Source organism: Catenuloplanes atrovinosus, from assembly GCF_031458235.1.
Classification (GTDB): domain Bacteria; phylum Actinomycetota; class Actinomycetes; order Mycobacteriales; family Micromonosporaceae; genus Catenuloplanes; species Catenuloplanes atrovinosus.
The window spans coordinates 6507576-6528745 of sequence record NZ_JAVDYB010000001.1; the positions used below are offsets into that span (position 1 = coordinate 6507576).

Annotated in this window: 17 protein-coding genes; 8 read left to right on the plus strand and 9 right to left on the minus strand. The window is 72.8% G+C overall.

What is annotated here, in order from left to right:
• Nucleotides 1-23 precede the first annotated feature (23 nt).
• Together J2S41_RS28950 and J2S41_RS28955 are read left to right on the plus strand one after the other, a co-directional pair.
• Nucleotides 24-857 (plus strand): glycosyltransferase family 2 protein, encoded by an 834-nt coding sequence (locus J2S41_RS28950; protein WP_310372317.1) that lies wholly within the window; start codon nt 24-26, stop codon nt 855-857.
• Nucleotides 858-865: 8 nt separating this feature from the next.
• Nucleotides 866-2128: an amylo-alpha-1,6-glucosidase gene (locus J2S41_RS28955; RefSeq protein ID WP_310372319.1), complete on the plus strand. Its 1263-nt coding sequence runs from the start codon at nt 866-868 to the stop codon at nt 2126-2128.
• Nucleotides 2129-2220: 92 nt separating this feature from the next.
• Here J2S41_RS28955 and J2S41_RS28960 read toward each other — a convergent pair whose 3' ends face one another.
• The gene (locus J2S41_RS28960) at nt 2221-2505 is read right to left on the minus strand and encodes a hypothetical protein (RefSeq protein ID WP_310372320.1); all 285 of its coding nucleotides are present in this window, start codon (nt 2503-2505) and stop codon (nt 2221-2223) included.
• Nucleotides 2506-2694: 189 nt separating this feature from the next.
• On the opposite strand from J2S41_RS28960, the gene J2S41_RS28965 reads away from it, so the two are divergent.
• Nucleotides 2695-3405, plus strand: coding sequence for a hypothetical protein (locus tag J2S41_RS28965; RefSeq protein WP_310372322.1), 711 nt, complete (start codon nt 2695-2697; stop codon nt 3403-3405).
• A 185-nt stretch (nt 3406-3590) separates the two neighbouring features.
• Complete coding sequence (locus J2S41_RS28970) at nt 3591-4130, plus strand: hypothetical protein (RefSeq protein ID WP_310372324.1); 540 nt, start codon at nt 3591-3593, stop codon at nt 4128-4130.
• Between the two features lie 59 nt (nt 4131-4189).
• Here the strand turns inward: J2S41_RS28970 and J2S41_RS28975 are convergent, their stop codons facing one another.
• Together J2S41_RS28975 and J2S41_RS28980 are read right to left on the minus strand one after the other, a co-directional pair.
• Entirely contained in the window at nt 4190-4579 is a 390-nt protein-coding gene (locus J2S41_RS28975) for a cupin domain-containing protein (RefSeq protein WP_310372325.1), read from the minus strand.
• Between the two features lie 44 nt (nt 4580-4623).
• Nucleotides 4624-5931 carry an MFS transporter gene (locus tag J2S41_RS28980; protein ID WP_310372327.1) on the minus strand — a complete coding sequence of 436 codons (1308 nt, stop codon included), beginning with the start codon at nt 5929-5931 and terminating at the stop codon, nt 4624-4626.
• Nucleotides 5932-5985: 54 nt separating this feature from the next.
• On the opposite strand from J2S41_RS28980, the gene J2S41_RS28985 reads away from it, so the two are divergent.
• Nucleotides 5986-6999: a GlxA family transcriptional regulator gene (locus J2S41_RS28985; RefSeq protein ID WP_310372329.1), complete on the plus strand. Its 1014-nt coding sequence runs from the start codon at nt 5986-5988 to the stop codon at nt 6997-6999.
• A 34-nt stretch (nt 7000-7033) separates the two neighbouring features.
• Nucleotides 7034-9169 carry a DEAD/DEAH box helicase gene (locus J2S41_RS28990; RefSeq protein WP_310372331.1) on the plus strand — a complete coding sequence of 712 codons (2136 nt, stop codon included), beginning with the start codon at nt 7034-7036 and terminating at the stop codon, nt 9167-9169.
• Nucleotides 9170-9289: 120 nt separating this feature from the next.
• On the opposite strand, the gene J2S41_RS28995 is transcribed toward J2S41_RS28990, so the two are convergent.
• The 3 genes from J2S41_RS28995 to J2S41_RS29005 form a co-directional block, all read right to left on the minus strand.
• Nucleotides 9290-10102 carry a protein kinase family protein gene (locus J2S41_RS28995; protein WP_310372333.1) on the minus strand — a complete coding sequence of 271 codons (813 nt, stop codon included), beginning with the start codon at nt 10100-10102 and terminating at the stop codon, nt 9290-9292.
• Between the two features lie 82 nt (nt 10103-10184).
• Nucleotides 10185-11351, minus strand: a complete 1167-nt coding sequence (locus J2S41_RS29000) for an acyl-CoA dehydrogenase family protein (RefSeq protein WP_310372334.1) — start codon at nt 11349-11351, stop codon at nt 10185-10187.
• 149 nt (nt 11352-11500) lie between these two features.
• On the minus strand, nt 11501-12091 hold the full coding sequence (locus J2S41_RS29005; RefSeq protein ID WP_310372335.1) for a DUF3455 domain-containing protein: 591 nt from the start codon (nt 12089-12091) through the stop codon (nt 11501-11503).
• Between the two features lie 466 nt (nt 12092-12557).
• On the opposite strand from J2S41_RS29005, the gene J2S41_RS29010 reads away from it, so the two are divergent.
• Nucleotides 12558-13055 (plus strand): CAP domain-containing protein, encoded by a 498-nt coding sequence (locus J2S41_RS29010; RefSeq protein WP_310372336.1) that lies wholly within the window; start codon nt 12558-12560, stop codon nt 13053-13055.
• A gap of 10 nt (nt 13056-13065) precedes the next feature.
• Here J2S41_RS29010 and J2S41_RS29015 read toward each other — a convergent pair whose 3' ends face one another.
• Genes J2S41_RS29015 through J2S41_RS29025 form a run of 3 tightly spaced genes read right to left on the minus strand, consistent with a single transcriptional unit; the run spans nt 13066 to nt 19370 of the window.
• A complete protein-coding gene (locus J2S41_RS29015) occupies nt 13066-14790 on the minus strand; it encodes a sensor histidine kinase (protein WP_310372337.1) in 1725 nt (574 codons plus the stop codon).
• 36 nt (nt 14791-14826) lie between these two features.
• Nucleotides 14827-16386: a chemotaxis protein CheW gene (locus tag J2S41_RS29020; RefSeq protein WP_310372339.1), complete on the minus strand. Its 1560-nt coding sequence runs from the start codon at nt 16384-16386 to the stop codon at nt 14827-14829.
• Nucleotides 16383-19370 (minus strand): PAS domain S-box protein, encoded by a 2988-nt coding sequence (locus tag J2S41_RS29025; RefSeq protein WP_310372340.1) that lies wholly within the window; start codon nt 19368-19370, stop codon nt 16383-16385. The genes J2S41_RS29020 and J2S41_RS29025 overlap by 4 nt, the downstream gene beginning before the upstream one ends.
• Before the next feature lie 322 nt (nt 19371-19692).
• Between J2S41_RS29025 and J2S41_RS29030 the strand changes: the two genes are divergently transcribed.
• Entirely contained in the window at nt 19693-21144 is a 1452-nt protein-coding gene (locus J2S41_RS29030) for a glycoside hydrolase family 16 protein (protein ID WP_310372342.1), read from the plus strand.
• Nucleotides 21145-21170 lie beyond the last annotated feature (26 nt).

The following is a 21170-nucleotide window of genomic DNA, read 5'->3' on the forward strand; positions in this document are numbered from 1 at the left end:
GAAATCTCGGGTAATTCGGCGCGGTGGATGACGTGACGGTGGTGGTGGCCAGTCGCAATCGGCGTGATCAGTTGCTGCGGTATCTGCCGCGGCACGAGGCGCCGGTGATCCTGGTCGACAACGCCTCGGAGGACGGGACGCCGGAGGCGGTCGAGGAGGCGCTGCCGCACGTGCACGTGGTACGCGCCGGCGCGAACCTGGGCGCGGCCGGGCGCAACGTCGGCGTGGAGCTGGCCGGGACACCGTACGTGGCCTTCGCGGACGACGACTCCTACTGGGAGCCCGGCTCGCTCGGCAAGGCCGCCGCGCTGCTCGACGCGCACCCGCGCGCCGCGCTGCTGACCGGCCAGGTGCTGGTGGGTGAGCGGGGACGCGTCGACCCGATCTCCGCCGCGATGGAGGCGGCGCCGCTCGGCACGCCCGCGGACCTGCCCGGACCGGCGGTGCTCGGCTTCCTCGCCTGCGCGGCCGTGGTACGGCGGGACGCGTTCCTCGGCGTCGGCGGTTTCAACCCCACGCTGCACGTGTACGGCGAGGAGGCGCTGCTCGCCATGGACCTCGCGGCCGCGGGCCACGGCCTGGCCTACGTGCCCGCGCTCACGGTCCGGCACCTGCCGCTGCCCGCCGGCCGCGACGTGGCCGGCCGCCGGCGCCGCCAGGCGCGCAACGACCTGCTCACCGCGTGGCTGCGCCGTCCACTGCCGGTCGCGGTCGCCGCGGCCGGCTCCGCCTGGCGCGCGGGCGACGCGGCACGGGCCGGGCTGGCCGACGCGGCGCGGCTGCTGCCGTGGGTGCTCCGGCACCGCCGGCCGCTCCCGGCGCACGTCGAGGCCGCGGTCCGCACGCTCGCGGCCTGACGGCCCGGATGGGCCGCACCGCACTCCGTACCCTGGCCGAACGCGTTCTTGATCTGAACTGGACCGGTGATCACACGGTTCCGTCCCGGTCGCTCTACCCGCACCAGTGGAGCTGGGACTCGGCGTTCGTCGCGATCGGTCTCGCCCACGCCGCACCGGACCGCGCGTGGCGGGAGCTGGAGTCGCTGTTCCGCGCGCAGTGGGCCGACGGCCGCGTCCCGCACATCGTGTTCAACCCGGCCGTGCCCGAGGGCGACTACTTTCCCGGGCCCGCGTTCTGGGACGGGCCGACCACCGGGCTGGTGCAGCCGCCGGTGCACGCCGTGGCGGTCCGCGAGATCTTCCGCCGCACCGCCGACCGGGAGCGGCTGGCCTGGTTCTATCCGCGGCTGTGCGCGCAGCAGGCCTATCTGACGACGCGCCGGGACGCGGCCGGCGACGGCCTGGTGTCGATCGTGCACCCGTGGGAGTCCGGATTGGACAACAGCCCGAGCTGGGACGAGGCGCTGGCGCGGTTGCCGGCCGACCCGGAGCTGCTGCGCGTCCACCGGCGGCGGGACATCCGGGTGGCGGCGCCCGCGCACCGGCCCACCGACGCGGACTACGCCCGGTACCTGGCGATCGCGGGCGCGTACCGGGACCGCGGTTACCACGACGATGACCTGGCCGGGCGGCACGGCTTCGTGATGGAGTGCCCGTCGTTCAACGCGCTGCGCGCGGCCGCGGACATCGCGCTGGCCGAGATCGCGGAGGAACTCGGCCTGCCCGCCGCGCACCACCGCGAGCGCGCGCGGGCCATCGTGAGCGCGATGGTCGAGCACCTCTTCGATCCACGGACCGGCATGTTCCACGCGCGCGCCGTGCCGTCCGGCGAGCGCGCGGCGGCCCGGTGCGTCAACGGCCTGGTGCCGCTGGTGCTGCCCGGGCTGCCGGAGGAGATCGCGGCGTCGCTGGTCGAGGCGGCGACGTCGCCCCGGTTCGGGCTGGGCGGCGCGCTGCCGGTCACCAGCTACGACCGGACCGCGGCCGACTTCGACCCGGTGCGGTACTGGCGCGGCCCGATCTGGATCAACATGAACTGGCTGCTCCATCGCGGCCTGCTCGGACATAACCACCCGGCGCCGGCCGCGCTGCTGCGCGACCGGATGCTCGACCTGGTCGGCACCGGGGGTTGCTACGAGTACTACCACCCGGTCACCGGGGCCGGGCTCGGCGCGGCGGAGTTCAGCTGGACCGCCGCGCTCACGCTCGACCTGCTGGAGAACCCGTGACCGGGACACCCACCCGCGGCGCAACCGGGACAGCACACCTGGGGGCGCGTCTGGCGGCCCTTCTCCGGCCCGCGGCGTGCGCCAGACACCCCCTAGCCGTGTGAGCAGATCAGCGCGACCGTGGCGCCGGTGGCGACCATCAGCGCGAGCGTGATGGCGACGTACCGCAGGCGGTGGAGGAACTGGACGCGCCGGTCGTGGCGGCGCTGGTCGGGACAGGGCTCCGACGGTGGAGCGGCGGAGGACGACGCGGCGGCCGGGGAGGGTGAGGGGCGCGGGCTCGGGGTGACGTTGCGACCGGGGCCGCCCCGGTAACGGCGGGATGCCTGGTTGATCGAGGGACGTGCGGGTGGATCGGTCGGCGGCTGGGTCGTCACCGAAGCATTTTCGAGTGCGGGAAGCGGCATTGACAACATAAAATGCCGTTTCGCACGTGTCCCGTTTCGGACGCCTTGGAAGAAGCGTTTCACGCAATTCCCATGCTGTTCAGCTTCCGGCGACTGAGCGACACTAGCCAATGACTACGGGTATTTACTATGGTCGGCGGCGGGCCTTGGGAGGTGCTGGTGGCGGAAGAGATGGTGCCATTCACCGGCGACCCCGACACGACCGTGCACGCCGCCGAGCGCGCGCGTGCCGGCCCGCACCCGCTGGTCCTGATCGGACCCACCGACGTGACCGACGGCCACGCGCGGCGCCTCCGGGAGCTGTTCGCGGCCGTCGAGTCGATCGCCGTCCGGCCGGTCCGGCTCCGCCACGACGCGATACGCACGGACGCGGCCCCCGCGCACGTGCTGCGGGCGCTGCGGCTGCCGCCGGGCATGGAGCCGCCACCGGAGGGCGCGCTCAACCCGTACCTCCTGGTCACCGCGGGTGAGGTCTTTCGGCGAGGGCTGCGGGCCGGCCTGCCGGCGCCGGTGCTCACCCGGACCATCAGCTGCACGCGGGCGCCCTGCCCGGCCGCCGCGCACTGCGGGCACTGCCCGGCCTGCCTGACCCGCCGGGCCGGACTGCTGGCGGCGCTCGGCCGCGACAACACACCGTACGTGAGCGATGCATGGAACGTTGCCGATCACGACGCCACGCTCCGTGATCACGAGGCGGTCCGGCGCTGGCTCCGCCACGATCTCACCGGCGTTGAGCTGGCCCTTCCGCCGACCGCGCCGCCGGACACCTCGCCCGACGCGCTACGCGCCGCGCTGGAGCGGGGGCGGACCGAGCTAAGGCGAATGTTCGACACCGGGGGTGACCGAAGGTCGGAACCGTCGGCCGCATAGCCGATGGTTGCTCGCCGAGCCGGTGGGCATGCGAACCGCTCAGCGGAGTCCGGTCGCGGCGAAGACGAGCAGAATTAGCCTTGCGCGGCCGACCGGCAAGATCGGGGGCCGTCACCATCGACCGGCAAGGACCTGTCCGGCGACGCGGCCCGACCGGCCGGTCCCGGAGACAAGGGGGCGCTTCGATGCCCGGCAACCACTCCGACCCGCTGACCGAGCTGCGCGCAGCCGGCGCGGCCACCGTGGAGCGGCCGACGCTCGGTGCCGCCTACCGCGGGTACGACACGCCGAGGCCCAAGGGCGGGACCGTGGATCTGCGCATCGTCATGCACTGGCGGCACTCCGGGAAGATCACTGTGGACAGCCTGGGACGGCTCGCCTTCCCGGTGCTGCCGGACCGGCCCGGCCTCTACCGCTTCACCTGGACCGACTCCATCTGCGGGCACCGCACCTTCGTGGGCGAGACCGGCAACCTGTGGCGGCGGCTGATCGCCTACCGCCATCCCGGCCCGGGGAAGATCAGTGATCAGTACATCAGCGATCTGCTGCTGACCCACCTCAACGCGGGCGGCACCGCCGACGTGGCGATCGCCATGTTCGGCGCAATCCACGTCAGCGGTGCCGAACGGGAGCTCGATCTGGCTTCCGTGGCGTCCCGGGAACTCGCCGCCAACGCCGCGCTCATGCAGTGCGCGGTCGCCGGCGACACCGACATCGTCGGATAGGCGCGTCTGGTGGATCTCGCCGCAGGCCGGCGAAGATCCGCCGGACACGCCCCGAGTGCTCAGGAGGTCGGCGGCTCGTCCTTGCCGGCCTCCTCCAGCGCGTCCGCCTCCTCCTTGGTGGCGTGCACCGCGCCGTCCGCGTGCTCCGGCGGGCCGTAGACCGTGTAGAGCACGAGCGGGTTCGGCCCCTCGTTGGTGAAGTTGTGCTTCGCACCGGCCGGGACGATGACCATGTCGCCCTGGCTGACCTTGCGCGTCTGGCCGCTGACCTTGGCCTGGCCGACACCGCTGACGAAGGTGAGGATCTGGTCCACCTCGTGGACCTCCTCACCGATCTCGCCGCCGGCCGGGATCGTCATGATCACGACCTGGGTGTGCTTGCCGGTCCAGAGGACGCGACGGAAATCCGAGTACTGTTCCGCGACGGTGGCGATCGTGTAGTGCTCCATGGTGTCAGTTCTACCCCCACCGCCGCCTCGCCACTCAGGTCTTTCTACGTGCTCTTCAACGCCCAGCGGCCCGGCCGCGCGTGGCCGTCGACCGGCGGCGTGACCCGGTCGTGGCGGCGGGTGCGGAACAGCGACAGCGACAGCACGGCCGCGCCGATCGCCAGCGCGCCGGCCACGTACCAGGCCAGGTCGTACTCGCCGAGCCGGTCGCGGACCAGGCCCGCCGCGGTCGCCGCGAACGCGGCACCGACCTGGTGCGACGCGAACACCCAGCCGAACACGACCGCGCCGTCCGCGCCGAAGTAGGTGCGGCACAGCGCCACGGTCGGCGGCACCGTGGCCACCCAGTCCAGGCCGTAGAACAGGATGAAGACCAGCATGCTCGGCCCGCTGTCGGCCGCGAACAGCGCCGGCAGCACCAGCAGCGACACGCCGCGCAACCCGTAGTAGGCGCCGAGCAGGATCCGGCTGTCGAACCGGTCGGTCAGCCAGCCGGACGCGATCGTGCCGACGATGTCGAACACGCCGATCAGCGCCAGCAGGCTCGCGGCCGCGGTCGCCGCCATGCCGTGGTCGTGCGCGGCCGGGATGAAGTGCGTGCCGACCAGGCCGTTCGTGGTGGCGCCGCAGATCGCGAAGCCGCCGGCCAGCAGCCAGAACGCGCGGGTACGGGCGGCGGTCCGCAGCGCGCGGACCGCCCGTACCGCCGCGCTGCCCTGAGGTTGTGGTTGCACTTGATCTTCCGCGGCGGCTCCGTAGGCGGTGGTGCCCAGGTCGCGCGGGTGATCGCGGAGGAAGAACCAGATCAGCGGTACGACCAGCAGCGCGGCCACGGTGACGGTGAGCGACGCGGAGCGCCAGCCGCTCTCCTGCACCAGCACGGCCAGGATCGGCAGGAAGATGAGCTGTCCGGCCGCGCCGCCCGCGGTCAGCACGCCGGTGACCAGGCCGCGCCGCGCGACGAACCAGCGCCCGGTCACGGTGGCCACGAACGACAACGCCATCGAGCCGGTGCCGAGGCCGACCAGCACGCCCCAGCAGAGCAGCAACTGCCAGCTCTCGGTCATGAACACGGTCAGCCCGCTGCCGGACGCGACCAGCAGCAGCGCGACCGCGGCGACCCGGCGGATGCCGAACCGGTCCATCAGCGCGGCCGCGAACGGCGCGGTCAGGCCGTAGAGCAGCAGGTTGACGCTGACGGCCGCGGAGATCACGGCGACCGGCCAGCCGAACTCGGCGTGCAGCGGGTGCAGCATCACGCCCGGCGTGGCGCGGAAGCCGGCGGCCCCGACCAGCGCCACGAACGCGACGGCCGCGACCAGCCAGGCGGGGTGGAATCGAAGAGAGCGCACGAGTAACGAGTCTCGGCAACCGAGGCGGTTACCACTAGTGGCCCGTAGGCCATCATGCGCAAGAATCGGGCCATGCCTTCCGATGACTCCCGGCACGCGGTCGCGGTGCTCGCCCTCGACGGCGTGGTGACGTTCGACCTGGGTACGGCCGTGCAGCTGTTCCGCGCCGCGCGGGACGCGTCCGATCGCCGCCTCTACCGCACGCGCGTCTGCACGCCGCACGGCCGGGCGGTGCGGGCCGCCGCCGGCATCCTGACCGCGCCGGAGGACGGCGCCGGCCTGGAGCTGCTCGCCACCGCCGACACGATCGTGGTGCCGGGCGTGGACTCCGGCCCGCCGGTGACGGACGGCACGCTGGCGCCGGACGTGGTGGACGCGCTGCGCACCGCGCACGCGCGCGGCGCCCGGATCGTCTCGATCTGCACCGCCTCGATGGTGCTGGCCGCGGCCGGACTGCTCGACGGCCGGCCGGCCACCACGCACTGGGGCTGGGTGGACACGTTCCGGCGGCTCTACCCGCGGGTGCGGCTGGACCCGGACGTGCTCTTCGTCGACGACGGGTCCGTGCTGACCTCCGCCGGGGTGGCCGCCGGCATCGACCTGTGCCTGCACATCATCCGCACCGACCACGGCAGCCAGGTGGCGAACCGGGCGGCCCGGCGATGCGTGGTGCCGTCCTGGCGGGAGGGCGGGCAGGCGCAGTACATCGAGCGCCCGGTGCCGGTCTCCCCGGCCGGCGCGGACACGGCCGCCACCCGGGCCTGGGCGCTGGAGCGGCTGGAGACGCCGCTGTCGCTGCCGGAGCTGGCCGGGCACGCGCGGATGAGCGTGCGCACGTTCACCCGCCGCTTCCGCGAGGAGACCGGCGTCAGCCCGAACCGCTGGCTGTTGCAGCGCCGGCTCGACCTGGCCCGCCAGCTGCTGGAGAGCACGTCGCTGACCGTGGACCAGGTGGCGCGGCGCTGCGGCCTCGGCACGGCCACCTCGCTGCGTCAGCACCTGCACGCGGCGATCGGCGTGGCGCCGAGCGCGTACCGGCGCGCCTTCCGCCGCGCGGAGGCGGCCTGAGCGGAACGCGCGCGGCCGTCGTAGCCTGTAGCGCGTGGTGGAGCGGGCGGAAGCGCGGCAGGTGCTGGCCGCGGGCCGCCGGCTGCGGGACGCCGCCGCGCGGGTCGCGGACGGCGATCGGCACATCCGGGGCGAGGCGCGCGACGCCTACCTGCGCGAGCGCGAGCAGTTGCTGGCGCGGCACCTGGAGACGCTGCCGGTCTCCGCCCTGCGCGACGCCGGCGGTTCCAAGATCCGAATCGCGCCGCTGGAGAAGGCGGGCCTGACCACGGTCGGCGCGGTCCGGGCGCGCTCCGAGGCCGAGCTGGCGCAGGTCCCGGGCCTCGGCGCGGCGAGCGCACGGCAGCTCAAGGCCACGGCCGACCAGGTGGCGGAGGCGGCGGAACGGTCGCTGGCCGTCCGGGTCAACTTCGACCCGAAGGACCGGGCCGCGACCGCGCTGCTCACCGCCACCCACCGGGTGCTGCGCGCGGAGCCGGCGGTGGGACCGGCGCGCGGCCCCGCCCGGCGCCTCGTCGACGAGTTGGAGTCCGCGCTGCGCTCCGCGTCGGTGGCGGGCAGCCTGCTGCGGATGCTGTTCGCCGGCCGGTCGCGCAAGGAGCGCGCCGGCGCCGCGGTCGAACAGTTGCGCCGGCTGGTGCAGGACGCGGAGCGGGAGAAGCTGCCGACCCGGCTGGCCCGGGCCGAACGCGCGATCCGGGAGCGGCCGGCGTCGCCGCGCACGGTGTGGAAGGACTTCGAGAAGCGCGCCGCCGAGTACTACACGGCCTTCGGCGAGCTGGGGGCCGAGCAGCCGGACGTGGACTCGTCGCAGGGCTTCCTGCCGACGGACATCACCGGGCGGGTACGCCGCCAGGAGCTGGACGACACGTTCCGGACCGTGTCGCTGCGCGGCTACCAGTCGTTCGGCGCCCGGTTCGCGCTGGCCCAGGGCCGGGTGATCATCGGGGACGAGATGGGGCTGGGCAAGACGGTCCAGTCGATCGCCGCCATGGCCCACCTGCGGGCGCGCGGCGAGACGCACTTCCTGGTGGTCTGCCCGGCCAGCGTGATGGTCAACTGGACGCGCGAGGTCGGCGAGCGCAGCAAGCTCACCGCGTACCTGCTGCACGGCGGCCAGCGCGCGGCCAACCTCCGCACCTGGCTGGAGGACGGCGGCGTCGGCGTGGCCACCGTGGACTCGCTGCACACGCTGGAGGTGCCGCCGCGCGCGCCGATCGCGCTGATGGTGGTGGACGAGGCGCACTACGTGAAGAACCCGGACACCCGCCGGTCCAAGGCGGTCCGGGAGTGGACCGACCGGGTGCCGCGGGTGATCTTCCTGTCCGGCACGCCGATGGAGAATCGGCTGGACGAGTTCCGCAACCTGATCGGCTACCTCCAGCCGCGCGTCGCGGACGGGCTGGACCTGGCCGAGACCGCGGCCGGGCCGGTCGCGTTCCGCCGCGCCGTGGCCCCGGTCTACCTGCGGCGCAACCAGGAGGACGTGCTCAAGGAACTGCCCGAGCTGGTGCGCGCGGAGGACTGGTCGGAGTTCACCCGGGCGGAGTTCTCCGCGTACCGGGAGGCGGTCGCGGCCGGCAACTTCATGGCGATGCGGCAGGTCGCGTTCACCGCGGACCCGGGCGGCTCCGGCAAGCTCAACCGGCTGAGGGAACTGGTCGCGGAGGCGCGCGAGAACGGCCGCAAGGTGGTGGTGTTCTCCAACTTCCGCTCCGTGCTGACCGAGGTGACCGAGCGGCTGGGCCCGTCCGCGTTCGGCCCGCTGACCGGCTCCACGCCGGTCGAGGAGCGGCAGAAGCTGGTCGACGCGTTCAGCGCGGTGCCGGGCCACTCCGTGCTGCTCAGCCAGATCCAGGCCGGCGGCGTGGGCCTGAACATCCAGGCCGCGTCCGTGGTCATCATCTGCGAGCCGCAGATCAAGCCGACCATCGAGGACCAGGCCGTGGCCCGCGCGCACCGGATGGGCCAGGTGCGCTCCGTGCAGGTCCACCGCCTACTCACCCAGGACGGCCCGGACCAGCGCATCCTCGAGATCCTCCAGCAGAAGCGCCGGCTGTTCGACGAGTACGCCCGGCACAGCGAGGTGGCCCGCTCCAGCCCGGACGCGGTCGACGTCGACCTGGCCAAGGCCGTGATCGCGGAGGAACAGCGCCGCCTCGCGGTCTAGGCCGCCACCATCAAGACCACCCATAGTCCCGCTTCCGGCGTGGTCGCGGTCCGCACGCTCCCGCGGGCACCGGTCGTCGCAGAGCTCCTCCCTGCGCGTCCCGCAGGCGGCCGGCGGCGGTCAGACGGAGACGCGGCGGAGCGCGAGCGCGCGCAGCCGGTGGGACATGCGGGCCAGCGGCGGGCGGGCGCGCGGGTCCGGGTCGAGCGCCGGGAGCAGGACGTCGTCGAGGTCGGTGGCGTCCGGGCGGAGCAGGCCGGGCGGGATCGCGGGCGTGCCCGGCGGCGTGCCGGTGACCGCCTCGTAGAGCAGCGCGGCCAGGTCACGCACGTCCGCCGCCGGCCCGGGCTCGTCGTCCGGCACGGTCTGGAACGCGGCGTGGCCCAGGTCGCGCGGCACGATCCGGCCGTCCACGGTGCACAGCAGCGCGTCCGCGCGCAGCGCGCGATGCGCGAAACCGCGGGCGTGCAACGCGTCCAGCGCGGCGCAGAGCGCGGGCAGGCCGCGCCAGAACAGGTCCAGGACATGCCGCGGGTACGGCACCGGGCCGAGCGCCTCCGGCAGCGGCGAGGCCTCCGGCAGCGCGACCACCAGCGTCACGCGGCCCGGGCCCGGCACCGCGTCGATCAGCCGGGGCAGGCCGGGCAGCATCCGCAGGCCGTCCATCAGCAGGCCCTGCGCGGTGAGATCGTCGCGCGCGCGGCGCCCGCCCGGCGTCGGCCGGAACGAGTGCGCCTGCACCAGCCACACGTCGCGCGCGGCCGGCGTGAGCTGCCGGGCGCGGGCGCGGCGCACCTCGTGCCCGCGATCGGCCGCGGTCTCCACCGTGACCGCGTCGCACAGCAGGAACGCGGCCTCCCCGAGCAGCACCTTGGCACCGGGCCGCCAGCCACCGCCCGCGGCGAAGGCGGCGCGGATCGGGGAGGCGTCCATGGCAGCCGACCCTAGCGGCGCCCCGGGTCCCGTTGGGGGGACCGGGCCGGGGACCTCCCGTTCGTACCCATTGGTCAGTTCTTCAGGCCAGGTCGGTGCGGGCCGGCTCGGCGCCGGTGAGGAAGTGCTGCGCGACCTCGCGGCGGCGCTTGTCCAGCGGAATCCCGGCGGTGTACGCGCGCGCGTCCCGCCAGAACCGGTCGAAGCCCTGCTGGGACGGCCAGTCGCTGGTGGTCTCGTACAGCCCGAACGTGACCTCGGTGGCCAGGTCCGCCGCGAGGATCGGCAGCCGGGAGACGCGCGCGGCCAACTCGGCGCGCTCGGGCCAGGTGAGCGTGGGCCGCGCGGCGGCGTCGGCGAGCTGCTCGGCGACCCGCTTCGCCAGCTCGCCGGCCGCGTCCAGGGCGGCCAGCCAGGTGCCGTAACCGGCGAGCGCGCGGGCGCCGGGCGGGGTCCCGCCGGGCGCGCCACTGCGGCAGTACCGCATGGCGCCCTCCGCGATGCCGAGGCAGAGGTGGCCGGAGACCGCCTGGATCGCGAGGCCGAGCAGCGAGGCGCGCGGCGTGGCGGTGTCCGGGTCGAGCGAACAGACGACGTGCTCGGACGGGATCCAGACCCGGTCGTACCGCACGGTGACACCGTCCGGGCGCGGCACCGTGCTCTCCGGCTCGGGCGTGAACGTCACGCCCTTGCTCTCCCGGGGCACGCCGACCAGCAGCGGCTCGGCGCTGTCGGTGTGCGCGGCCGCGACCACGGTCATGTCCGCGGCCGCGACGCCGATCGGGGCGAGCCGGGTGCCGGAGAGCCGGTATCCGTCGCCGTCCGCGGTGAGCGTGAGCGGCGCGGCACCGGGCACCACCACGTCGCTCCACAGCCACTGGCGCTCCGCGGACGGGCGGCCGAGCAGCGCCTGCACGCGCGGGCCGCCGGCCAGCCAGAGCGAGGCGTTGCTGACGTAGTGGTCGCCGAGCAGGTATCCGATCCGGCCGTCCGCGCCGGCCAGCACGCGGACGGCCGCGAGGGCGGTGCGCCAGGTCAGCCCGGCGCCGCCGTGCGCGGCCGGGGTGAGCAGCGTCAGCAGCCCGTGCTGGCGGAGCAGCTCGGCCTCGGCGACCGGCGGTGCCGGACCGCGGTCGGCGGTGCGGCGGGTGTGCCCGTCGATCAGCTCGGCGACCCGCTCCGCGCGGGTGACCCAGCGATGGTGCTCGGCCTCCCGCTGCTCCGGGGTCGGCGGACGTCCAGCTTTCACCGCGCCAAATTAGACGATTGAGGCCGCTTTCGGGGGGACACGGCGTGGTTTTTCCCGCCGGCACCGGGTCCGCCGACGATGCGTGGAGGGGCGCCCGCGGTCGTCGCGGGCGCCCCTCTCCCCCTTGGCGCTGTGTGACAGGTCTGGAGTCAGCCGGCCGCGTAGAAGCGGTACTCGGCGCGGTAGGCGACGCCGAGGCGGGTGCCGTCGGTGCAGGCGCCGGCCGGGGCGACGCCGCCGGTGGTGGCGAGCCGGTGGATGAAGGTCACCTTGCCGAAGACGCCGGTGGAGCCGGTCGCGGGCGTGGCCTTCAGCAGCAGCTGCGCGATCGAGCCGGTGACCGGCGAGGTGGCCTGGGAGGTGGCGGTGACGAGCGAGCCGTCGTCGATCGACTCCCAGCTCGGGCCCTTGAAGTGGATGGCGGTGACCGGACGGTTGTTGACCCGGCCGGTGAGCGTGGCGACCGGCTCGGTGAAGACCCAGGCGCCGGCGGTGCAGGTGTAGACCTGCTGGCCGCGGGCCTGCATGGTGCCGATCAGCCGGTTGCCGGCCGGAACCGCGATCTCCTGCGGGATGCGCGGGCCGCCGCCGCGCGCCTCGGCGGCGACCTCGGAGGTGCCGGCGGCGGTGTCGGTGGTCTGCTCGGCGGCGTTGGCCGTGGCGAGGGTGGCGCCGATCAGCGCGCCGGCGACGGCGACCGCGCCACCGACCTTGATCATCCGAGACGTCGTCTTGTTCACGTGTCCTCCAAGGACCGGTTCCGGGTCAGTGCGGCGGGGTCCGGTGTCGCCCCCGTGGAGCCTCGCCGCCCCCGAACACGGAACGGGGGGCTTCCGCGGTTCAACATGGAGCGAGATTCATCAAAGAATTTTTGAGCCGCGAAGCATATTCACGTCCTCTTCCGGATTCCATTGACGCCATTGCCGCCACCTTCAGGGAAACCATTCATCGGTACGCCGACACACCTCGGCGCCGATTACACGCAGCGTGTACGACGAGGCACATCCTGGTCACCGTGTCCGAAAAATGGCGAAAATCTGTCCGCACGGCCGGGAAAAAGGGTCTCCTATGTGTAACGGACATCGCGGCACCCAGGCGAGAAACCAAAGGCTGCGGCGTGGGCTTTGCGGCCCATTCGTCGGCCGTGGCACCGCACTGCCTGATGAACAGGTGCGAGCGAAACACCGACCGAGAGGTGACACACTCTTGCGCACAATCGTTCGCCGAAGCGCACTCGCCGTTCTCACTCCCGCCGCCGCCCTCGGCCTGACGCTCGCCGCGCCCGCGGACGCCGCGTCCGCCGCGCCCCGGACGTCCACGCTCGAGGCACAGGTCGTGTCGCTGACGAACAAGGCCCGGGTCCGGGCCGGCTGCCGGAAGCTGAGCGTGAGCCACGCGCTGATCCGGGCCGCGGAGGCGCACAGCGCCGACATGGTGCGCCACGACTACTTCGGCCACACCGGCGCGAACGGCAGCCGGTTCACCCAGCGCACCCGCCGGGCGGGTTTCACCGAACGCGCGATGGGCGAGAACATCGCCTGGGGATACCGCGACGCCAAGGGCGTGGTGCGCGGCTGGCTGAACAGCCCCGGCCACCGGCGCATCATGCTGAACTGCAACTCCACGATGATCGGCGTGGGCGCGGTCCGCGACGCCGACGGCGTCCTCTACTGGACGCAGGAGTTCGGCACGGCGACCGGCTGAGCGGAGGCGCTCACGCGGGGACGGCGCCGACCGCGGCGTCGACCCCGGGCAGCCGCAGCACGAAGCTGGCGCCGGACGGCTGGTGCGGCCGGTACGTCACGTTCCCGCTGTTGGCGACCGCGAGCTGCGCGACGATGTAGAGCCCGAGCCCGGTCCCCTTCTTGGTCGGCGCCACGCCGCTGCTGGCCCGCGCGAACCGGTCGAACAGGTGCGGCACGAAGTCCTCCGGCACGCCCTCGCCCGAGTCGCTGACCTCGATCTCCACGCCGCCGCCGGTGGCCAGCGCGCGGACCAGGATCGGCGGCTCGCCGTACTTCAGGCCGTTGCCGATCAGGTTGACCAGCATCTGGTGCAGCTGGCGCGGGTCGGCGAAGACGCGCAGCCGCTCGTCCGCGGTCACCGTGATGCCGGCCCGCTGCTGCACCGGCAGGTGGGTGAGCGCCTCCGCGATCGCGTCCGTCACGCGCAGCGGCGCCGGGTGCGCGAACAGCGTGTCCGCGTCGACCTGGGTGAGCGTGAGGATCTCCTCGACGTACCCGCTCATGCTGGCCGCGGTGGCCGCGATCCGGTCGACGTCGCGCCGCTTGGCCCGGTCGTCGGTGTCGTCCCACATCTCGGTGAGCAGTTCGCAGTACCCGGTGATGGTGGCGATCGGCTGGCGCACGTCGTGGGTGAGCATCGCGACCATGTCGGCGACCCGCTGGTTCGCCGCCTGCAGCTCCGCGTTCGCCGACTGGAGGTCGCGGGCGCGCGCGGCCAGTTCCTCCCGGTACGCCCGCTGCTCCTCCTGCCGTCGCGCCCGCTCGGAGACGTCCAGCAGCTGCGTGCTGTAGTGCAGCGGCTCGCCCAGCTCGTCGCGGATGATCGTGCTGGTCACCTCCACCGGCACGGTGCGCCCGGAGGTGTGCCGCAGTCGCACCGTGGCGGTGAAGCCGGGGATCTCGCCGGCCAGCGCGCGGGCCGCGAGCGCGGCGAGGCTCGCGGTGTCCTCCGGGTGCAGGACCTCCGGCCAGCCGCCCGCCGGCAGCGTGTCCGGCGGATATCCGAGCAGCGTGCCGAACGCGTGGTTGACGCGCTCGATCTCGCCGTCCGGCCGGGTCACCACCATGCCGAGCATGGAGTTGTCGAACAGCCCGCGGAACTCCGCCTCGCTGGCCCGCAGCGCGGCGCGGTTGCGCGCGGCGCGCGCCGCGGTGAACACCGCGAGCAGCCCGAGCGCGGCGACGCCGGCGGCGGTGGACTGCACCGCGACGTTCGCGTCCGAGACCGGGCCGTAGAGCCCGTCCGCCGGCACGCTGGCGATCAGCCGCCAGCCGGTCTGCGGCACCGGCTCCGCGACGAAGTAGCGCCGGTGGTCCTCCGCGCCGTAGTGCCCGGCGTCGCCGCGGGTCAGGGCCTCGGCCAGCACCGGGTCGCGGCTGGCCAGCGGCAGCGCCCAGGCGGGGAGGTCGTCGCCGCTGGCGATCAGCCGGTCGTCCGCGTCGAGCAGGTAGACCTCCGCGTTGGCGATCGAGATCGCGTGCCGCAGGTAACCGCCGATCGGATTGGCCGGGCCGTCACCGTTGGTCAGCTCCGCGACCGTGCGCGCGGTGATCTGCGCCCGGGCGCCGAAGCGCTCACGCAGCTCCTGTTCGCCGCGCTCCTGCACCCAGAGCACGCCCCAGGTGCCGATCGCGCAGAGCACCACCCACACGGCCAGCGGCAGCGCGAGGTACCGCCAGTCGACTCGCACCATTCGGCCCAGCACGCGTGCCCGCACCTCCTCAGGTGGTCAGAACGCCAGCTCCGCCGCCGCGATGCGGTGCAGATCGATGTGCGGCATCATCCGGCCCTGATCCTCCGTGCCGATCTTGACAAGTGGGCTGTTGCTCAGCGACAGGCCGCTGTACTCGTTCTCGCCACCGGACTCCTCCCAGACCGAGTCCTCGATCGCGTGCAGCGCCGGGACCACGAACCCGACCGCGCTGCTGGTGCCGTCGTCCCGCTCCACGGCGACGAGCAGCACGCGGGAGGCGACCGGGTCGATGTCCTGATAGTGGCCGAGCAGCGTGGGCAGGCACAGCAGCGGCACGGAGGTGCGGCGATGCGTGAAGACGCCCTTGATCGCGCCGCCGGAGTCCAACGGGATGATCTCGTTCGGGTACGGCAGGATCTCCCCGATCTGCGACAGCAGCGTCCCGACCTCCACGCCCACGTGGTAGGTCAGGAACTTCCGCACGCTCTGCACCACGCGCCGCCCCTCGCGGGTGCGCTGCGCACCGACCCGCGGCGGCTCCGCGGCCGGGCCGCCGGTGGCCTGTGCGGTGGCGGCCGAGGCCTTGCGCGGGTCGAGCGGCAGGCCGAGCGCGGCGAGCGCGTCCAGCTCCGCGTCCCGGCGCATGGCGGCGCCGTCCACCATCACGTACTGCCGGCCGCTCTCGTACTGGAGCACGCCGGTGAGGAACTCCGACTTGGGCATGCCGAGCGGCGGCAGCGGGAGCACGTCCGTGTTCGGCACGGAGGCGATGTGCGCCACGTCGTTGACGGTCAGCACGATCAGGCCGCGGGGCAGCGCGAGCACCACGCCGCGCAGCGGGCCGCTGTCCGGCAGGCCGCCGAGGCCGAGCAGCCCGAGCGGGTCCACCGCGGGCACCGCGTGGCCGTGCAGGTGGACCACGCCGCGGCAGGCCGGGCCGTCCAGCGGCGAGGGGCGCACGGTCAGCGTCGGGATGACCGAGTGGACGTCGTTGACCTCCATGGCCAGGCCGATGGCGCCGCAGGTGATCAACATGACGGTACGGCGGGACGCGTCCGCGACCACGCCCTCCGCCTCGACCGGCACGCCGCGCGGGCCGGTGTCCCGGACCACCGGCATGCCGGGCAGCGCCGCGATCGCCTCCGCGTCCAGCAGCGACACCACCGCGTCGTCGTCCGGCCGCTCGAAGCTGTGCGAGAACAGCGAGGGCAGGTCACCGCCGACGGTCATCCGCATCAGCGCGTCCCCGGAGACCCGGCTGACACCCTCGATCTCGTCGGCTATCAGGCCGAAGACGCGGCCCTCCTGCGCGACGATCACGATCACCTGGTCGTCCGCGGTCTCCTCGATCCCCTGCAGCTTGCGCAGGTCCAGCACGGGGATGACCAGGTGCCGCAGGTTGACGGCGCCGACCAGGCCGGGCGCGCGGGCCGGCAGCGGGCTGAACGTGGGCGGGCACGGGATGACCTCGCGCAGCTCGGTGAGCGGCAGCGCGACCCGGATCCGCTCGATCCGGAAGACGCCGAACAGCGTGTCCGCACTGGCGTGCAGGCCGACGAACTCGGACTGCTGCGGGTCGAACGTCGTGGCGGTCATGCCGACCCGGCCGTTTCCAGCTGCTGCTCCGGCGCGCCGTCCTGGGCGCCGGTACCGGTGAGCTCGTTGATCAGCTTGCTGACCTGGACCGACGCGGTCTGCTGCTTCTGCGTGGAGTCCACGATGCGGCGGATCGACTCGCCGGTGGAGGCGACGCTCTTGAGGATGTCCGCGAACGCGGCCTGCGCGCGGTGCGAGACCTGCGAGCCCTGGCCGACCCGGGCCGCCGACTCGTGGATCAGGTTGCTGATCTCCCGGGCCGCGTCCGAGGAGCGTTCGGCGAGCTTGCGCACCTCGCCGGCGACGACGGAGAAGCCGACGCCGTGCTCACCGGCGCGGGCGGCCTCGATCGAGGCGTTGAACGCCAGCAGGTTGGTCTGGCTGGCGATCTCGCTGATCACCTTCACGATGGCGGCGATCTGGTCGGACGACTTCTCGATCAGGTCGATCGCCTCGATCGACTTACGCAGTTCCTCGAAGCCCTGCTCGGCGTTGCTCTGCGTCTCGCCGGCGAGCCCGCTGGCCTGCTGGGCGTTGGCGACGATCTCGTCGATCGAGCGGGCCAGCGCCTTGATCGAGGACGCCATGTCGCGGGTCTTGGTGGTCAGCCGCTGCTCCAGCTCGACCTGCTCGGTGACGTCGTGGGCGTACTTGACCACCTTCACCGGGTCGCCGCGCATGTCGAAGATCGGGTTGTAGCTGGCTTGGATCCAGACGTTCCGGCCGTACTTGCCGACGCGGTGGAAGCGGCCGGCCAGGTACTCGCCCTTGCGCAGCCGCAGCCAGAAGTCACGGTACTCGGCGGAGGTGATGTAGTCGCTGTCGCAGAGCATGCTGTGGTGCTGGCCGACCAGCTCGCGCAGCGAGTAGCCGACCGCGCGCTGGAAGTTCTCGTTCGCGGAGAGGATGTTGCCCTCCAGGTCGAACTCGATCACGGCCTGGGCGCGGTGGATGGCGCGGTCCTTGCTGACGAACTCCGCGTTGCGGACCTTGGCCTCGGTGACGTCCACCGCGTACTTGACGATCTTGTACGGGCGGCCGTCCAGGTCGAAGATCGGGTTGTACGTGGCCTGGATGTAGACGTCCCGGCCGCCCTTGGTGCGGCGGCGGTACTCGCCGGCGTCGAAGTCGCCGCGGGACAGCTTCTCCCAGAACGCGGCGTACTCGCTGGACTTCCCCTCGCTCTCGTCCACGAACATCCGGTGGTGCTTGCCGCGCACCTCGTCCAGCGAGTAACCGAGCAGGTCCAGGAAGTTCTGGTTGGCGTTCAGCACCCGGCCCTGGAGATCGAACTCGATCACGGCCTGCGCGCGGGAGATGGCGTTGACCTTGCCCTCGAACTCGGTGTTCCGGGTCCTCTGGTCGGTGATGTCGGTGGCGTACTTGACCACCTTGAACGGGTGCCCGGAGAGGTCGTAGATCGGGTTGTAGCTGGCCTGCAGCCACACCTCCCGACCGCCCTTGGCGACCCGCTTGTACTCGCCGGTCTCGAACTCGCCGCGGCCGAGCCGCTGCCAGAACTCGCGGTACTCGCCGCTGGTCGAGGTGGACGAGTCCACGAACATCCGGTGGTGCTTACCGACGATCTCCGACTCGGCGTAGCCCATCGTCTCCTGGAAGAGCTGGTTGGCGCGCAGGATGTTGCCCTTGAGGTCGAACTCGATGACGGCCTGGGAGCGGTCGATCGCGTTGACCTTGCCCTCGAACTCCGCGTTGTGGATCTTCTCGGCGGTGACGTCGATCGCGTACTTGACGACCTTGAACGGGCGCCCGTTCAGATCGAAGATCGGGTTGTAGGTGGCCCGGAGCCAGACCTCCTTGCCGCCCTTGCCCACCCGTCTGAACTCGCCGGATTCGAACTCGCCGCGGGCCAGCGCCTGCCAGAAGTTGCGGTACGCGGCGCTGCGCGCCTCCTCGTCCTCGACGAACATCCGGTGATGCTGGCCGACGACCTCGGACAGCTCGTAGCCGACCGTGTTCAGGAAGTTCGCGTTCGCGTCCAGGATCGCGCCGGAGAGGTCGAACTCGATCGTGGCTTGGGCCCGGGAGATCGCGTTGACCTTGCCCTCGAACTCCGCGGTGCGCAGCTTCTGGTCGGTCACGTCCAGCGCGTACTTGACCACCTTGAACGGGCGGCCGTCCAGATCGAAGATCGGGTTGTAGGTGGCCCGGATCCAGATCTCCCGGCCGCCCTTGCCGACGCGCTTGTACTCGCCGGACTCGAACTCGCCGGCGCGCAGCCGGTCCCAGAACTTGTCGTACTCCGGGCCCTCCGCGAACGACGGCTCGCAGAGCACCCGGTGCTGCTTGCCGACCAGCTCACCGAGCGAGTATCCGGTGAGCGAGAGGAAGTTGTCGTTGGCGTGCAGGACGGTGCCGGTCAGATCGAACTCGATCACCGCCTGCGCGCGGTCGATCGCGGCGTACTTGCCCTTCAGCTCGCCGATCTGACGCCGGTCCTCGGTGATGTCGTACGCGGTGACCAGCACCGTGTCCGAGGTCTTCGCCTCGGCCGGTACGGCGGCGGGCGCGGCGCCGGCCGCGGAGGCGCTGCTCGCGGTGGCCGCCTCCTTCGCGGCGGCCGCGGCGGCGGCGGCCGAGGTGGCGGCCTTCGCGGGCGCCTTCGCCGGTACGGCGGCCCGGACCGTCGGCTGCACCGGGCCGCAGTTGAGCCGCAGCCAGCGCTGCCGGCCGTTGCCGTCGCTGATCGAGGTGACCTGCTCGATGAACTCGCCGTGCGCGGCCGCCTCCAGCAGCCGGTCGACCAGCGGCCCGGGCATCTTCCAGAGGTGTTCGAGCTTGATCCCGACCACCTTGTTGATCGGCATGCCGGCGATCTCCAGCACCCGTTGATTGACCGCCAGAATCGAACCCGACTTGGCGTGCAGCGTCAGCACGAGACGCTCCTGGAGCAGCAGGCGTAGCGCCGCGCCCTCGAGCATCTCCCCGCTCTCGGCATTGATCAGCGAACCGGCATCAGCCACTGTGTTGCTTCCCTTCGGCGCGGACCCCGCCCTGCTTCCAGCCGCCTAATCGGCACCCGAAACACAACCTTGAGACAACCGGGCCGCAACCGTTCGGAAGTTCGCCCCCGGATTCCCGCAGGGTAGATCGGCGCACGCCGGCACCGCGCCGAATCACAGAAATCGCCGAATGTCCGGTGAATCGCTAGCAATCGCGGTGTCCACCGGGTGCCGTTCAGTGCCGTCCTCAGGGCCGCACCGGCACCCCCCGATATGGCTCCCCGTCGCCCCCCGTGCGACGCCCCCTCGAAGTCCAGCCACTATCGAAGGTCACCCATACAACATGCGCCTCATCCCCGGGCGTGGTTCGCGACGCACCTCCGTGATCGTCGCGCTCGCCGCGTTCACTCTCGCCCTGCCCGCCTCCGTCGCGTCGATCGCGGCGACGAGCCCCACCGCCAAGCCGTACGATGCCCGTGCGATCACGGTCACCTCCGGCGCGCCGGACGCCTCCAGCGCCGAGGGGGTCGTCGACGGCTCGGGCGCCACCACGAACCCCGGCTGGACCGCCGCCTCCAGCGCGGGCCCGATCGCGGTGCGCCGCGTCACCGGCGTCTCCGGCCCGTTCACCGCGAAGACCGCGATGGAGCTGAGCCGCACCGCGACCGGCAGCGGCACCGGCGGCTGGGCGCTCGGGCTCGCGCCGCTGCGCAGCCCGCAGACGTTCTTCGCGGCCGGCAAGGTCTACCGGATGGAGGCGTGGGTGCGGGACACCCGTGCGTCCGGCGCCTCGATCGGCATGCTGCTGGCCAACGGCAACTACGGTCACCGGCCCGCCGACGCCGCGGTCTACGGCAAGTACACCGACGCGGCCTGGCACCTGATCACCCGTACCTTCGTGGCGACCGCGCCCGGCTGGGCGGACACCTCGGTCTACCTGGCGCTGCCCGCGTCCGGCGCGTTCTCGTTCCAGGTGACCGGCCTCAGCGTCAAGCAGTACGCGGCCGCGCTGCCCGCGAAGATCGACACCACCCCGGAGCGGCTGATCTCGTTCGCCGGCAAGGCCGGCACCGCGCCGTCCGCCGCGCAGTGGAACCACGAGACCGGCGGCAACGGCTGGGGCAACGAGGAGCTCCAGACCTACACCAAGAGCACCGACAACGCGGCGCTGACCGGCGCCGGCAAGCTGGCTCTCACGGCCCGCCGGCAGACGGTCCGCGGCACCGACGGCATCACCCGCGACTTCACCAGCGCCCGCCTGACCACGGAGGGCAAGGTGACGGTCCGGGCCGGCTCGTACGTCGAGGCGGAGATCGTCGCCCCGGTCGGCGCCGGGGTGTGGCCCGCGTTCTGGACCGTCGGCGTGAACAGCCGCACCGTGGGCTGGCCGGCCGGCGGTGAGCTGGACATCTTCGAGGGCTGGGGTGCCACGCCCACGCTCGCGCACAGCGCCATGCACCTGGCCAAGGCCGGCGCGCCCAAGGTCGACATGCCCTACGGCTGGGGCGAGGCCGGCGGCACCACGAACCTCGGCGAGTCGCTGGACGCCCGCCCGCACCGGTACGGCGTGTACTTCGACCGCAACGTGGTCCGCTTCTACATCGACCGCAAGCCCACCATGACGGTCTGGGCCGCGGACGCGATCTCCGCCGGCCGCACCTGGCCGTTCGGCGGCGACCAGTTCCTGGTGCTGAACGTGGCGGTCGCGAAGGGCACGAACCCGGCCACGGTCTCGCTGCCGAAGACCATGACGGTCGGCGACATCGCGGTCCACGAGGGCGGCACGCCCTTCTAGGCACGACCCGGTGAGGGCCCTCGGGC

Bases quoted from the DNA above. Each gene is read 5' to 3' on its own strand.
- J2S41_RS29020 (WP_310372339.1), bottom strand. From the start codon at position 16,386: ATGACCGCCACGACGTTCGACCCGCAGCAGTCCGAGTTCGTCGGCCTG.
- J2S41_RS28995 (WP_310372333.1), bottom strand. From the start codon at position 10,102: ATGGACGCCTCCCCGATCCGCGCCGCCTTCGCCGCGGGCGGTGGCTGG.
- J2S41_RS28970 (WP_310372324.1), top strand. From the start codon at position 3,591: ATGCCCGGCAACCACTCCGACCCGCTGACCGAGCTGCGCGCAGCCGGC.
- J2S41_RS29030 (WP_310372342.1), top strand. From the start codon at position 19,693: ATGCGCCTCATCCCCGGGCGTGGTTCGCGACGCACCTCCGTGATCGTC.
- J2S41_RS28975 (WP_310372325.1), bottom strand. From the start codon at position 4,579: ATGGAGCACTACACGATCGCCACCGTCGCGGAACAGTACTCGGATTTC.
- J2S41_RS29015 (WP_310372337.1), bottom strand. From the start codon at position 14,790: ATGGTGCGAGTCGACTGGCGGTACCTCGCGCTGCCGCTGGCCGTGTGG.
- J2S41_RS28955 (WP_310372319.1), top strand. From the start codon at position 866: ATGGGCCGCACCGCACTCCGTACCCTGGCCGAACGCGTTCTTGATCTG.
- J2S41_RS28985 (WP_310372329.1), top strand. From the start codon at position 5,986: ATGCGCAAGAATCGGGCCATGCCTTCCGATGACTCCCGGCACGCGGTC.